Raw genomic sequence first — 14,162 nt, forward strand, 5'->3', positions numbered from 1 at the left:
CCAGGAAGTTGCGGCCGATGATCATCGGCTCCGCCTCCGGGTGATTGATGTTGGCCGGGATGATGGCGCGCCCGCGGGCCACTTCATCGCGCACGAACTCGGGCGTGATTTCGGCGGGGATGGATGCGCCGAAGCTCTGACCCGGGTGCTGACGCCCGAGCAGGGCGGCCATCTTCGCCCCCGTCGGGCCGGAGGCCTTGAGTGACTCGATGTATTCGCGCCGCTGCAGGTTCTCGCGGATGGCGATGTACTCCATCTCGGGCGTGATGATTCCACGCCGGGCGTAGTGCATCTGGCTGACGTTCGCACCGGCGATGGCACGGCGCGGTGCGCGGTGCAGGCCGGGAAAGCGCAGGTGGGCGGTGGCCGCATCCATTGCACGTTCGGTGCCGAAGGCGGACGAAAGACCGGACAGCTGTTCGGTGTCGCCGCGCTCGGCAATCCAGCCCGAGCGCACGCCGGGCAGGCCGGAGCGGATGTCGATGGCGGCGGCCGGGTCCGAGTAGGGGCCGGAGCAGTCATAGACATAGACGGGCGGGTTCTTCTCGGCGCCGAAGGAGGCGGGGGTGTCGGACTGGGAAATCTCGCGCATGGGCACGCGGATGTCCGGGCGCGACCCTTCGATGTAGACCTTGCGCGAATTGGGCAGCGGCGCGATGGCCGCCGAGTCGACGTGCGCCTGCGCGGCGAGGAAGGTGTCGCGCGAATCGCGGGAGTCGTGGGAAAGCGGGTCTTTGGCGTTCATGGAAGCTCCTGTGGGGCGACGGGAACGCCAGCGCCCGGAGGTGGAGCTGCCCGTTTCCCTACGCCGGCATGATCCGGATCAGGTGTTGAGGGTGTGTCTCAGCCGCCAGCCTGCGCCGGGCGGCACCCCTAACGTGTGCAGGCTGAAAGTACCCTGCCGGCTGCGCCAGCGCAAGCGGCGCGGTTCAAGCGGCCGGTCTCGCGTGCCGTAAACCCCTCATCGTCCCGAACGGGACAGGGCTGACACGAGACCTGCCATGAGAAAGAATTCCGCTCTGACCTCCTCCCTGATCGCCGCCGCGCTGTGCAGCGTGCTGGGCGCTGCCCACGCGGCCGACTGGCACGTCGTGTCGACCGACCGCGGCAAAACCATCGAAATCGACCGTGACAGCGTACTGCGTGCAGAAAGCGGCAAGAAGGTGGCCTGGGGACGGCTGGTGCTGAGCGACGCCGACGCCCAGAAAACCGGCTACGCGATGGTGCAGGCGCTGAACCGCTACGACTGCCAGAGCTTGCGCTTTGCCACGATCAAGCGCGTCTATCTGGATGCCAACCACAAGATACTGCGCGAGGAACGCGCCGGGTCGGACAGCGACATCGCGCTGCTGCCCGGCACGCTGGACGAAAAGCTGTTCCGCGAAGTCTGTCAGCCGCCCGGTGCAGAAGAACTGCGGCAGGTCGCCGAGCAGGCCGGACGCGCGGCACAGACGGCGGCGAACGCGGCCGAGGGGCAGGGCGGCATCCAGCGGACCGAAATGGTCAGCATCAAGCCCGACCTGCGGGACGCTGCGGCACAGGCGCGCAGCGAAATGGCGGCGGCACCGAAAACCGCAGCACCGAAGGCCGACACCGGCGAGAAGCTGACCAGCACGGCCGGTCTGAAGGAAAAACTGGCGGCGGCGGACACGCCGGCCTCAGTTAAGTCGATCGAACCGGTCGCCCCGGCCGCAAAGCCTGCGCCGCCGGTCATGCGCAGCGAAATTCCATTGCCGACGCCGTACCGGCCAAAGCCGAAGCCGGTTCAGATGGCCACGCTGGCACCGGCCGCACAGGTCGCGCCCAGGTCGAAAGTGAAGGTGGCCGCTGAAGAGGCGCCGCGCCCGGTCGCGCATGACGACAACCACTGGGCTTACGAAGGCGAGTTCGGACCGCAGAACTGGGGCAAGCTCAAGCCGGAATGGGCGCAGTGCAGCGAAGGCCGCACGCAGTCGCCGATCGACATCCGCGAAGGCATCAAGGTCGACCTGCCGCCGATCAGCTTCGACTACAAGACGAGCTACTTCACGATCATCGACAACGGCCATACGGTGCAGGTCAATGTTGGAGAGGGCAGCAGCTTTACGGTCTCAGGCAAGCGCTACGACCTGGTGCAGTTCCATTTCCACAAGCCGGCCGAAGAACGCATCAACGGCAAGAGCTATGAAATGGTGGCCCACCTCGTGCACCGCGATGTGGACAACAAACTGGCGGTGGTTGCGGTGCTGCTCGATCGCGGTGACGAAAGCTCGATCTTCAACACGCTCTGGGCCTATCTGCCGCTGCAGAAAAACGTGGAATCGACGCCGGACGTGAGCATCGACCTGGCGAAGCTGCTGCCGGAAAAGCGCGAGTACTTCACCTACATGGGTTCGCTGACGACGCCGCCGTGTTCGGAAGGCGTGACCTGGATCGTGCTCAAGCAGCCGCACCTCGTGTCGGCCGAACAGATCGGTGTGTTCGGCCATCTGTACAGGAACAACGCGCGGCCGGTGCAGGCGGCGAATTCCAGACTGATCAAGCAGTCGCGGTAGAGGCCCTCGGCGCAGCCGTTTGCCTGGCGTGCGGCGCGAGCGGGCCGCCTGAGGCCTCGCCGCGGCCACGCATCGAATCCGGCCCGAGCTGCCTGCAAGTCGGTCGGCTTCGTCGAAAACGAAAAAGCCTCCATGACGGGTCCGCTGGAACCGTCATGGAGGCCATCCTTCTGCAGGTCGATCCGGGCCGGGAGAGACCCGGCCGGCTGTCGATCAGTAGCGGTAGTGATCCGGCTTGTACGGACCTTCGCGATGCACGCCGATGTAGCGTGCCTGCGTATCGCTCAGTTCGGTCAGCTGCGCATTCAGCTTCTTCAGCTGCAGGCGCGCGACCTTTTCGTCGAGGTGCTTGGGCAGCACGTAGACGCCGACCGGATACTTCTCGGTTTCGGTGAACAGTTCGATCTGGGCGATGGTCTGGTTGGCGAAGGAACTGGACATCACGTACGACGGATGACCCGTGCCGCAACCCAGATTCACCAGACGACCCTTGGCCAGCAGGATGATGCGACGGCCCGACGGGAAGATGACGTGATCGACCTGCGGCTTGATTTCGTCCCACTCGTACTTTTCGAGCGCGGCGACGTCGATTTCGTTGTCGAAATGGCCGATGTTGCAGACGATGGCCTGATCCTTCATCTTCAGCATGTGTTCATGCGTGATGACGTGGAAGTTGCCGGTGGCGGTCACGAAAATGTCGGCGTGTTCGACCGCGTAATCCATCGTGACGACACGGTAGCCTTCCATCGCGGCCTGCAGTGCGCAGATCGGGTCGATCTCGGTGACCCACACCTGTGCCGACAGCGCGCGCAGCGCCTGTGCCGATCCCTTGCCCACATCGCCGTAGCCGGCGACGACGGCGACCTTGCCGGCGATCATCACGTCGGTGGCGCGCTTGATGCCGTCGACCAGCGACTCGCGGCAACCATACAGATTGTCGAACTTCGACTTGGTGACCGAGTCATTGACGTTGATGGCCGGGAAAGCCAGGCGGCCTTCCTTGTGCATCTGGTACAGACGATGCACGCCGGTGGTGGTTTCTTCGGTCACGCCCTTGATGTGCTTCAGGCGCTTCGAATACCAGTTCGGGTCACGCTTGAGCGTTTCGGTTATCGAATTGAACAGGCAGATTTCTTCTTCGCTCGCCGGGTGGTGCAGCGCGGTCGGGTCGGTTTCCGCCTTGGTGCCCAGGTGCAGCAGCAGCGTGGCATCGCCGCCGTCGTCGAGGATCATGTTGCTGAAACCGCCGTCCGGCCATTCGAAGATGCGATGGGTGTAATCCCAGTAATCGACCAGCGACTCGCCCTTGACCGCGAACACCGGCGTGCCGGCGGCGGCGATCGCTGCCGCGGCATGGTCCTGCGTCGAGTAGATGTTGCACGAGGCCCAGCGCACTTCGGCGCCCAGCGCTTCGAGCGTCTGGATCAGCACGGCGGTCTGGATCGTCATGTGCAGGCTGCCGGTGATGCGCGCGCCGCGCAGCGGCTGCTGCGTCGCGTACTCTTCGCGGATCGCCATCAGACCGGGCATTTCGGTCTCGGCGATGGCGATTTCCTTGCGTCCCCAGTCGGCCAGCGACGGGTCGGCAATCACGTAATCCTTCAGATCATTGGGGGCATTCATCTACGGGCTCCTTTGCAAGGGCAGGTGTGCTCACCTGCCATCCGCCGCCGGACGATTCCGGCACTGCGGGTTCAGGTGAGCGCCGTTACAAATGTGCCCGCGACCGGCGACGGTCTGGCGGGGTCCGAGCCTGGGGGCCTTGCGGCACCTCGCAGCGCTCCTCGGAAGCTTTCGATTATAACGTCGTACTGTTCATCAACCCGGGCATCTGCCCGCGTCAATGATGCAACGCTCGCGACAGAGTGGCGGAAACCGCAATACGTTCCCGTCACGTCCGCATTTACGGCATCACCGGGCGCAACTTGAGCATGAATCACGAAAATCACGACAATTCCGGCGCCCTGACACCGATGGCGCCGTCGAGGCCTGCCGGTAACGTCCTCGGCGACCTCGCGCGCAACCTCGCCGCCGGGCTGGGCAGTCTGCTGCTGCGGGTTCGCGCTCCGGGCGCCGTGAGCGCAGGCGTGCTGGCATGGGTGGTGCTGGAAGTCGCCGGGCTGCTCACCAGTGTCGGTTTCGAGGCGGCCCGTACCGGCAGCGACGGACGTATCGACCCCGGCGCGCTGCCTGGTCAGCTGTTTCACCTGCCCTGGCTGCTGCTGTGTGCCTGGCTGGTGACCCGGCGACAGCACCGGAGCGACGCGCTGATGCAGGCCGTGGTGGTGCTGGCCGCGCTGTGGATATGGATCGACGTGTTGTGGAATCTGGTTGCCTTGCTGCCGGCCGCGTTCTGGGAGCGTCTCGGTGACAATGCGCAGTGGTTGTGGTGGGCGCCACTGGCCTGGGGCATCGTGGCATCGACCGTCACGCTGTGCCGGCTGCAGGGCGCAACCGGATTCCGGCGTGCCGGCGTGCTTAGCGCAGTGCTGCTGGTGCTGGTACTGCCGCAGCTTGCAGTCGGCCCGCAGTCGCCGCTCTGGCTGGCTGCCGAACCCCGGCAGGATCCGGCGGAAGCCGCACGCTGGCAACAGGCGCGCAGTGAAAGCGTGATTTACCGGCAGCCCTCGCTGCTGACCGAGGCGCTGGCGCGGCTCGAACCCGGCCAGCCGGGCAAAACCGACCTGTTCCTGCTGGCGGTCGCCGGCCACGGCGCGCAGGACGTGTTCCTGCGCGAGGTGGAAAAGGTCGAGCGCCTGTTTGCCGAACGTTTCGGTACCGGCGGGCGCAGTGTCGTGCTGGCCAACAACCCGGGCACCGTGCTGACCAGGCCGCTCGCCACGGTCAGCGCGCTTGAACGCAGCCTGCAGATCATCGCGCAGCGCATGGATGACGATGAAGACGTGCTGTTCGTCTTCCTGACATCCCATGGCGCCGAAAATCACCTGTTCGATCTCAGCCTTTGGCCGTGGGAGCTGGAACAATTGACGCCGCAGCGGCTGGCCGGACTGCTCAACGCGGCGGGCATCCGCAATCGCGTCATCCTGGTGTCGGCCTGCTATTCGGGCGGCTTCGTGCTGCCGCTGGCCGGTCCCGACACACTGGTGATGGCCGCGGCCCGCGCCGACCGCAGCTCGCACGGTTGTTCGCACGAGGCCGACTGGACCTTTTTCGGACGCGCCTTCTTCGACGAGGCGCTGCGCGAAACCACCTCATTCACCGACGCCTTCGAACGCGCGCGTACCGCGGTGGCCACGCGCGAAGCGGCTGAGGGGCTTGAGCCGTCGGAACCGCAGATTGCCGTGGGGGAGACGATCAGGGCGCGGCTGGCCGATCTGGCCGCCGGATGGCAAACCTCGCCGGGTTCATCACCTGCGCAGGCGGCGAGCGCCGCGGACGCCGAAACTTCGCGACCGCTCTGCGACGGAGAGCCGGCGCAACAAACGTGCACAGAACCTGCGAACCGGCGTTGAGACGGCAGCTGCTCGGGGCGAGGGCTGGCCCCGCCTGAAGGCTACTTCTTGCGCGTGGCCTTGAACGGGAAATCGAGGCCGGACACCCACATCGCGCCGGTGATTTCGTCGCCGCTTTCGTGCTGTTTGGCGTCGACCTTCACCTTCATGCCCGAATAGATGAACTCGCCATCGATCTTGCTGGTTTCGCTGTCGAAGGTGAAGCGGTCCATGGCCAGTTCGCTGCCATTGGCCTTCATCAGCACCGAAAAGGATTTGGGGTCGGCGTTCGGGCCGGTGATCGTCAGCGTGCCGGTCACATCGCCTTCCGGCGTTTCAAGGACCTGATAGTCCCACTGCCCGGCCGGCGTGGGTTTCATCGGCGAACAGGCGGCAAGCGCAAGAACGCCGAACAGCAGGCAGAGCAGTTTTTTCATGGTCTTCAGTCTCCGTCGTTATGAAGGTCACCGCTGTAACGCGGTGATCCGGGCGTCGCGCGTCGCGCCGCCGCAGACTCATGGTGCCGCAGGCTTGCCGACGCGGCAAGCCTCGTTCCTTCGTATTGACGTGCCGTCAACCGAGCGCGGCGATCACCTCGGGTGGCGCCTGTACCAGTTCGATCAGCACGCCTTCGCCGCACAGCGGAAACTGTTCATTGCCTTTCGGGTGGATGAATACGATGTCGAAGCCGGCGGCGCCGCGACGGATGCCGCCCGGTGCGAAGCGCATGCCTTGTGCCGTCATCCACTCGACGGCCTTCGGCAGATCGTCCACCCACAGACCGACGTGGTTCAGCGCCGGTTCGTCGACGCGCGGCTTCTTCGACGGGTCGAGAGGCTGCATCAGATCCACCTCGACCCGGGTCGGCCCGGCGCCGAGCACGGCGATGTCCTCCACGACATTTTCGCGTTCCGACGTGAAGTCGCCTTCGAGACCGAGGCCGAACACCTCGACCCACAGATGCCGCAGCTTCATGCGGTCCGGGCCGCCGATGGCGATCTGCTGCAGGCCGAGGATGCGGAAAGGTCGGTTCATGGATTCACTCCTTCAGTGCGGCGATAGGCCACGATCATCATCACGATGCCTGCGGCAACCATCGGCAGGCTGAGCCACTGGCCCATCGACAGCCCGCCGGCCAGCAGGCCCAGGAAATCGTCCGGCTCGCGTCCGAATTCCGCCAGAAAACGGAAACCGCCGTAGCCGATCAGGAACAAGGCACTGACCGCCGCCATCGGTCGCGGCTTGCGTGCGAACCACCACAGCAGCGCGAACAGCGCCAGCCCCTCGCCGGCGAACTGGTAGAGCTGCGACGGGTGGCGTGGCAGCAAATCGACAGTCGGAAAAATCATGGCCCAGGGTGCGTCGGTCACGCGCCCGACCAGTTCGGCGTTGATGAAGTTGCCCATGCGCCCGGCCGCCAGCCCGAGTGGCACCAACGGCGCGATGAAATCGGTCAGCTGGAAGAAACGCCAGTCCATGCGGCGTGCAAACAGCGCCGCCGCAATCAGCACGCCGAGAAAGCCGCCGTGGAAACTCATGCCGCCGGACCAGATGGCCGGAATTTCGTGCCAGTTCTCGAGGTAGTACGCCGGCTTGTAGAACAGCACATAGCCCAGCCGCCCGCCCAGCACCACGCCCAGCACGCCGAAGAACAGCAGATCATCGATCTGCTTCGTGTCGAGCGTGGGCACGCCCTGCGCGGCCAGCCGACGCGCATGGACCCGGCCCAGCACCATGAAGCCGACGAAGGCCAGCAGATACATGAGCCCGTACCAGCGTACGGCCAGCGGGCCCAGTTCGAAGGCGATCGGGGAAATCGTGGGGTGTATCAGGAAGTCGGAGGCGGGCACGTCGGGAGTTTGGGGAGTGCAACAAAGCGCGCAGTCTAGCCGGTCAGCCCGTTGGACAGTGAGGGCGCGGTCATGTACGGCGTTGTGCTGTCGGCGCGGCTATTCTGCCCCAGGGTCTGTTCTCAATTGATTCGTGCGTCACGTTGCCCTTGGGCTGGTCGCGAACAAGGCGCGCGACGCACTGGCTGCACGCGTGATGTGCGAATCAATTGAGAATAGACCCTAGCCATTGCAGCCAAGCGTGAAACGCTCGTCCATCAGGGACCTGCGCCGGGCACGGAAGTGTTCCGCCGCCGGCACGTCGTGCGGTTGTCGTGTGGCGGCGTCGATGGCCTTCACGGTTTCGTCGATCGACGCACAGCGGTTGTCGGACGACGGGCGGCGGGCGATGTCTGTGCTCGGCGCGGGATGCGTCGCGGCATGCCGGGCACGCTCCGCGCGCACCCGCGCCAGCTGTTCGGCGTAGCTGCGGTCTGGCGACAGGCCGGCACTGGGCGGAGGAAGTGCGACAGTCCGGGCCTGCTCGCCGCAGGGGGCGTCGGCATACACCGTGCTGCCGGCCACCGTGCATTTGTAGATCGCGTCGCCGCGAACATCCGGTTCGATCTGCGGTACCGGGCGGGCATGCGCCCGCGGCGGCGAAGCGGCTGGTGCCGGTGCTGCCGGTGCGACTTCGGCCGGCTGTGTGGCGGTGGTATCCGGCCGGTCGGCGTGCGCCAGCCATTCGATGGTCAGCCACACGCCCACGACCGTACCGATCGCGGCAATCAGCGCCAGCGTGCGCACGTGGCGGTCATGCAGCGGAGTCGGTGAATGATGGCTTCGGTGCATAGTCGCTGGTATGGGTGGTGAGCGATTCGACGAGCAGGGAGCGACGATAGTGGATGCTTTACATATGTCAAAGCGCTTTCGTGGCCCGGTTCATCTATCCGGTGCAGTGCTCAGGCCGGGTTGCTCGCAGGTTGCCAGTGCCGGGCGGCGTCACCGCTCATCGGGCGGGCGATGAAATAGCCCTGTGCGAGGTCGCAGCCGATCGACGTCAGGTAGTCGAGCGCGCCCTGATCCTCGACGCCCTCCGCCGTGAGTCGCAGGCCGAGGCTATGGCCGAGGTCGACGATGGAACGGATGACGGTGCGTGATTCCTGCGATGCCATGGCGTTCATGACGAAGGATTTATCAACCTTCATTTCGGAGAACGGCAGGCGGACCAGCTGCACCATCGATGAGTAGCCGGTGCCGAAGTCATCGATCGACAGCTGGAAGCCGCGCATGCGCAGCCGGGTCAGCAGGTCGAGCGAAGTGACCGGGTCGTCCATCGCACTGGTTTCGGTCAGTTCGAGGATCAGCTGTCCGGGCGATACGCTATGCGTGGCGCACAGGCCGGAAATGAATTCGGCCAGCTGGAAGTCGACCAGGCTGCGGGCCGAAAGATTGACCGACAGCGACAATCGGGTGTCCGTGCAGATGCCGGAAAACCACGCCAGCGCCTGTTCGAACACTTGTTCGGTCAGCGGGTCGATCAGTCCGCTGCTTTCGGCCAGCGGGATGAAGCGGTCGGGCATGATCAGCCCGGCCCGCGGGTGCTGCCAGCGCACCAGCGCCTCGAAGCCGGCGAGCTGGTGGTTTCCGCAGACGATCTTGGGCTGGTAGGCAAGCACGAATTCGCAGGCGTCGAGCGCCCGGCGCAGTTCGGCATGATCGGGCGCGAAGGCCGCGTCACCGGCGGCGGTGCCGCCCGATGCCTTTGCGGTCGGTGGCTCGATGGCGAGCAGGCTGCGCAGCGCCGCCGGCGAAAAGGGTTTTGACACGATGCCGGTCACGTTCAGGCCGTGTTCGGTCGCCGACCGCTTGGCGGCATCGAGAATGCGACCGCCGACGCCGCTGGTGATGATGATCTGTGCGCGGCAACCGTTGATGGCCAGCGTGCGCATGACTTCGACGCCATCCATGTCCGGCATCACGAGATCGATCGCGATGTGGGTGGGCTGCCACAGGTCGCATTCCTGGAAGAACTGCACCGGTTCGCAGGCGATCCGGGTTTCCAGACCGGTTTCCTCGGCGATCCATGCAATCGTCTGCGCGACCGCGAGGTCGTCGTCAAGTACCAGCAGTCGGCCGTTCAACATGGTGCGTTGCTTTCGGACAGAAGAATGTTCATCTCGAGCCGGACAGTGCCAGCCTGACTTTGTGCGCCAGTTCGGCTCGCCGGTAGGGCTTGTTCAGCAGATGCACGCCCTTGTCGAGCCGCCCCTGATGCACGATTGCGTTCTCGGTGTAGCCCGAGGTGTACAGCACCTTGAGGTGCGGTCGCACACGGTGCGCTGCTTCGACGAGCTGCGGGCCGTTCATGCCGCCCGGCATGATGACATCGGTGAACAAGAGGTCGATGCGTTCCCGGCCACGAATGATCTGCAGTGCATCCGGTCCGTTGGTCGCCTTGATCACCGTGTAGCCGAGGCCGAGCAGAAGGTTGCTCGCGTGCTGACGCACCAGCTCGTCGTCTTCGACCAGAAGCACCGTTTCGTGGCCGCGATGGGCGTCACTGTCGGCACAGGCATCGGGCGATCGGCTGTCCGACCATTCGTCCGACAGGTCAGCGCGAGGCAGGTACATCTTGACGGTGGTGCCCTGACCGACCTCGGAGTACACCTTCACGTGGCCGCGCGACTGCTTGACGAAGCCGAATACCATGCTCAGCCCCAGTCCGGTGCCCTTGCCCTTCTCCTTGGTGGTAAAGAAGGGCTCGAACACGCGAGCAAGGTGTTCGGGTGGTATGCCGGTGCCGGTGTCCGACACGGCGACCAGCACGTATTGCCCCGGCGACAGGTCCGGATAGGGAGTGCCGTGCGCATCGTCGAGCCAGGCATTGGTCGTTTCCATCGTCAGCCGCCCGCCACCCTTCATGGCATCTCGCGCATTGATGCACAGGTTGAGCACGGCGCCTTCCAGTTGTGACGGATCGACCAGCGCGCGCCACAGGCCGGGCCCGTGACGGAATTCGATCTCGATGTTTTCGCCCAGCGTGCGGCGCAGCATGTCGTGCATGCCGAGCAGCACGGCATACGTATCCACCGATCTGGGTTCCAGCGCCTGCCGGCGCGAAAAGGCGAGCAGACGGTGCGTGAGGTCGGCGCCGCGCTGGGCGGCCGTACGCGTCATTTCTGCCAGCAAGCGCAGGCGATCGTTGTCGCCCAGCTTTTCCATCAGCAGTTCAGCGTTACCCAGGATGACAGTCAGCAGGTTGTTGAAGTCATGCGCCACGCCTCCGGTCAGCTGGCCGACCGCTTCGAGCCGCTGCGCCTGCTCGAGCTGCGCTTCCACGGCGAGGCGGTGCGTGATGTCCGTGTTGATTGCCAGTACCGACTTGGGCTTGCCATCGGCATCGGTAAGCAGCGTCCAGTGGCCTTCGACCGTCAGCAAACTGCCATCCTTGCGTCGCTGCCTGATCTCGCCGGTCCATTCGCCGGTGGCGATGACCTGTTCCGTCGCGATCCGGAATGCGGCGTCGTCCGGGTAGTACAGCTCGCTGATCCGCTGCCCGATCGCTTCGTCAGCCGGCCAGCCGTATATGCGTTCGGCGCTCTTGTTCCAGTACAGCACCCGGTGATCGATGCTGCGCACGATGATCGCGTCCTGCGCTTTGTCGAGCAGAGAGGCCTGCTCGCGGATGCGCGCGTCGGCGTGCTGCCGGTCCAGCTCCGCCGCGGCCCGTGTCGAAAAGATCCGCAGCGTCGAGGTCACGAAATCGGCGTCGTCGAGCCTGCGATGGAACAGCACGAACAGACAGCCGGTCACCCTGCCTTCGCAATCGACCAGCTGACGTCCGACACTGGCCTCCACGCCGGGATCGATCAGCGAGCCGGACATGCCAGAAAGCGCCGAGACACCGCTGCGTATCACCGACTGTTCGTCGTGCAGCAAGGCTTCGCAAGGTGTCTGGCGGATGTCGTATTCGGCCACCGGCATGGCTTCGCCGTCACGCACGCCGGCGATGATGCTTACCGTCGGCGGATCACCCGGCTGCAGCACTGCCATGAAACCCGCGTCGGCGTCGAGCGCTTCGGTCATGTTGCGAACGAGCTGTTCGAAGAACTCGTTGCCGGAACTGGCTGACACGGCGGCGGCGACTTTCAGCACGGCCGACTGCAGGCGACGACGGTCGTCCTGCACGCGGATGCTGCCGATGCCGAATGCGAGGTCGTTGGCCAGCCCCTGCAGCAGGACCCGTTCTTCTTCGGCTATCGGCCTGACTTCGTCGGCGTATAGGGCAAGTACGCCGAACGTCCGCCGCGCGTTCTTCAGCGGCAGCCATACGCCGCCCTTGTAGCCGCGCGCTGCCGCCGCGGCAGACCACGTGCGGAAGCTTTCGTCACCGCCTAGGTCATTGCTGACGATAGCTTCGCCGCCGCGAATCACGCGACCCGCCGGCCCCTTTCCATCGGTACGGCTTTCGTCCCACGACAGATTGATGCTGTTCAGGTAGCCATCTGTCCAGCCAGCGTGGCACTGCACGGCGATCGGTTTTTCCGGGGTATCCATCGCGTAGCCGACCCAGGCCATCCTGTAGCCGCCGACGTCGACCGCGATGCTGCAGATTTCGTGCAGCAGTTCCTGCTCGTTCCGGATGCGGATCAGTGCCTCGCTGCAGCGGCTGCGCAGATGCAAGGCACGCGTGCGCTGCATCAGCAGCCGCTCGGAACGATCGCGTTCCGTGATGTCGCGCATCGCCACCACGGCTCCCAGTTTTCGCCCGGACACCGTTGTGATGGCCTGCCCGTTGCACTGAACCAGTCGTGGCGGGCAACCGGTTGGTGCGATCACCATGGCCGTGTCCTTGACGATTTCACCACGCAGTGCGCGGAACAGCGGAATGTCGGCCGTGGCAAGCGGTGTCACGCCATCGGCGGCAAACAGGTTGTAGCGCGCGCCCCATTCGTCCGGTGGCAGCGGCTCCTCCGGCAGGCCGTGCAGATCGCGGGTCACGCGGGTGAACACCGATAGCGTGCCGTGCTCGTCGCAGGCCACGATGCCTTCCGACAGGCTATCGAGCAGCGCATCGAGAAACTCACGTTCGTGCTCGCGTTCCTGTTCGAGCTGCTTGCGCTGGGTGATGTCGCGGAAATAGACCGTCAGGCCGTCGTCCGACGGATAGGCATGGACTTCGAACCAGATGCCCATTGGCGCGTAGAAGCTGTCGAATTCCACCGTTACGTTGTGCGCGATGGCTCGTCGGTAGGCGTCGCCTATCTCCGAAATTTCGCTGCCGGGAAACTCGTCCCACAGCCGCTTGCCGACGACGGCGTTCGTGTCGCGCGTCAACAGGCGTCCGGCTTCGCGGTTCATGTAGGTGAAACACCAGTTCTCGTCGAGCGCGAACACGCCGTCCGTCATGCTTTCCAGCGTGGCCGACAGGCGGTTGGCCAGCTGCCGCGTTTCTTCGGTAGCACGCTTGCGCGCCGAAATATCCTGGAATGCGCCGTGCACCTGAACCACTCGCCCCTGTCGGTCAAGGCCGGCACGCCCGATGGAACGCACCCACACCCGCTGCCCCCGGGCGGTGATGATCTGCAGTTCCTCGTCGAAGGGCCGACCCAGCGTGAGGCAGGCATCAAAGGCATCCGTGATGTGGGTGCGCCACTCCGGCGCATAGAAATCGAGCGCCTGGTCGACCGTGAACCGGGTGTCGCGCGGCACTTCATGGATGGCATACACCTCGTCCGAACAGCTCAGCTGCTGCGTCGCAACGTCGAACTCCCAGGTGCCGATTCCGGCCATCCGCTGCGTCGCCTGAAGCTGGTCGGCAAGGCGCAGTCGCTGCGCCTCGACCTGTTCGCGCCGCTGCTCCAGCTCTATGTGCGCCATGATCTGCGCAGCGAGGGTGTCCAGCGCATCGAGTTGGTCAGGCGAGAGCGCGTGCGACCGGATGTCCAGGACGGCCAGGCTGCCGACCGCAAAGCCGGTCAGGGTGCGCAGCGGCACACCGGCGTACATGCGGACATGCGGCTCGCCGCGCACCAGAGGGTGATCTGAACAACCGGCCGACTGATCGATGTCGGCAATCATGAACGGACTGCCGGTGGCTATCGTGCGCTCGCAGAAGGAAGGTTCGCGCGGGAACTCACGCAGTCCGGCAAGACCCACGGACGATTTGAACCACTGGCGGGATGCGTCGATGAAACTCGTGAATGCGATCGGCGTGCCACACACCTGGGCTGCCAGGCGTGTCAGGCGATCGATCTGCACATCGGGAGGGGTGTCGAGCACTGCGCAGGCGCTCAGTGCTTCAAGCCGGCAGCGCTCGGCGTGATCGGTCTGGCTCATGACGC

At 65.1% G+C, this 14,162-nt stretch carries 10 protein-coding genes and 2 riboswitches; of the genes, 2 read left to right on the plus strand and 8 right to left on the minus strand.

The features are described 5' to 3' along the window. The coding region (locus Q8R75_RS14925) for a phosphomethylpyrimidine synthase ThiC (protein ID WP_305663781.1) at window positions 1–745 on the minus strand (745 nt) is incomplete at its 3' end. 38 nt (window positions 746–783) lie between these two features. Then, window positions 784–885: riboswitch (TPP riboswitch) on the minus strand. A gap of 116 nt (window positions 886–1,001) precedes the next feature. On the opposite strand from Q8R75_RS14925, the gene Q8R75_RS14930 reads away from it, so the two are divergent. Beyond that, a complete protein-coding gene (locus Q8R75_RS14930) occupies window positions 1,002–2,534 on the plus strand; it encodes a carbonic anhydrase family protein (RefSeq protein ID WP_305613439.1) in 1,533 nt (510 codons plus the stop codon). A gap of 213 nt (window positions 2,535–2,747) precedes the next feature. On the opposite strand, the gene ahcY is transcribed toward Q8R75_RS14930, so the two are convergent. Further along, a complete protein-coding gene (gene ahcY, locus Q8R75_RS14935; protein ID WP_305627325.1) occupies window positions 2,748–4,157 on the minus strand; it encodes an adenosylhomocysteinase in 1,410 nt (469 codons plus the stop codon). Window positions 4,158–4,227: 70 nt separating this feature from the next. Then, window positions 4,228–4,326, minus strand: a riboswitch (S-adenosyl-L-homocysteine riboswitch). 139 nt (window positions 4,327–4,465) lie between these two features. Between ahcY and Q8R75_RS14940 the strand changes: the two genes are divergently transcribed. Next, window positions 4,466–6,007 carry a C13 family peptidase gene (locus tag Q8R75_RS14940; protein WP_305613437.1) on the plus strand — a complete coding sequence of 514 codons (1,542 nt, stop codon included), beginning with the start codon at window positions 4,466–4,468 and terminating at the stop codon, window positions 6,005–6,007. A gap of 41 nt (window positions 6,008–6,048) precedes the next feature. On the opposite strand, the gene Q8R75_RS14945 is transcribed toward Q8R75_RS14940, so the two are convergent. The 6 genes from Q8R75_RS14945 to Q8R75_RS14970 form a co-directional block, all read right to left on the minus strand. Next, window positions 6,049–6,423 (minus strand): hypothetical protein, encoded by a 375-nt coding sequence (locus tag Q8R75_RS14945; protein WP_305613436.1) that lies wholly within the window; start codon window positions 6,421–6,423, stop codon window positions 6,049–6,051. Window positions 6,424–6,559: 136 nt separating this feature from the next. Then, window positions 6,560–7,021 carry a VOC family protein gene (locus tag Q8R75_RS14950; RefSeq protein WP_305613435.1) on the minus strand — a complete coding sequence of 154 codons (462 nt, stop codon included), beginning with the start codon at window positions 7,019–7,021 and terminating at the stop codon, window positions 6,560–6,562. Beyond that, window positions 7,018–7,836, minus strand: a complete 819-nt coding sequence (gene lgt, locus Q8R75_RS14955) for a prolipoprotein diacylglyceryl transferase (protein ID WP_305613434.1) — start codon at window positions 7,834–7,836, stop codon at window positions 7,018–7,020. The genes Q8R75_RS14950 and lgt overlap by 4 nt, the downstream gene beginning before the upstream one ends. Window positions 7,837–8,058: 222 nt before the next feature. Continuing rightward, window positions 8,059–8,667, minus strand: coding sequence for a hypothetical protein (locus Q8R75_RS14960; protein WP_305627328.1), 609 nt, complete (start codon window positions 8,665–8,667; stop codon window positions 8,059–8,061). A 110-nt stretch (window positions 8,668–8,777) separates the two neighbouring features. Next, entirely contained in the window at window positions 8,778–9,962 is a 1,185-nt protein-coding gene (locus tag Q8R75_RS14965; RefSeq protein ID WP_305613432.1) for an EAL domain-containing response regulator, read from the minus strand. A 28-nt stretch (window positions 9,963–9,990) separates the two neighbouring features. Then, window positions 9,991–14,157, minus strand: coding sequence for a PAS domain S-box protein (locus tag Q8R75_RS14970; protein WP_305613431.1), 4,167 nt, complete (start codon window positions 14,155–14,157; stop codon window positions 9,991–9,993). Between the last annotated feature and the right edge of the window lie 5 nt (window positions 14,158–14,162).

This window comes from Methyloversatilis sp. (genome assembly GCF_030696805.1).
Taxonomy (GTDB): Bacteria; Pseudomonadota; Gammaproteobacteria; order Burkholderiales; family Rhodocyclaceae; genus Methyloversatilis.

Bases quoted from the DNA above. Each gene is read 5' to 3' on its own strand.
- Q8R75_RS14930 (WP_305613439.1), top strand. From the start codon at position 1,002: ATGAGAAAGAATTCCGCTCTGACCTCCTCCCTGATCGCCGCCGCGCTG.
- ahcY (WP_305627325.1), bottom strand. From the start codon at position 4,157: ATGAATGCCCCCAATGATCTGAAGGATTACGTGATTGCCGACCCGTCG.
- Q8R75_RS14940 (WP_305613437.1), top strand. From the start codon at position 4,466: ATGAATCACGAAAATCACGACAATTCCGGCGCCCTGACACCGATGGCG.
- Q8R75_RS14945 (WP_305613436.1), bottom strand. From the start codon at position 6,423: ATGAAAAAACTGCTCTGCCTGCTGTTCGGCGTTCTTGCGCTTGCCGCC.
- Q8R75_RS14950 (WP_305613435.1), bottom strand. From the start codon at position 7,021: ATGAACCGACCTTTCCGCATCCTCGGCCTGCAGCAGATCGCCATCGGC.
- Q8R75_RS14960 (WP_305627328.1), bottom strand. From the start codon at position 8,667: ATGCACCGAAGCCATCATTCACCGACTCCGCTGCATGACCGCCACGTG.
- Q8R75_RS14965 (WP_305613432.1), bottom strand. From the start codon at position 9,962: ATGTTGAACGGCCGACTGCTGGTACTTGACGACGACCTCGCGGTCGCG.
- Q8R75_RS14970 (WP_305613431.1), bottom strand. From the start codon at position 14,157: ATGAGCCAGACCGATCACGCCGAGCGCTGCCGGCTTGAAGCACTGAGC.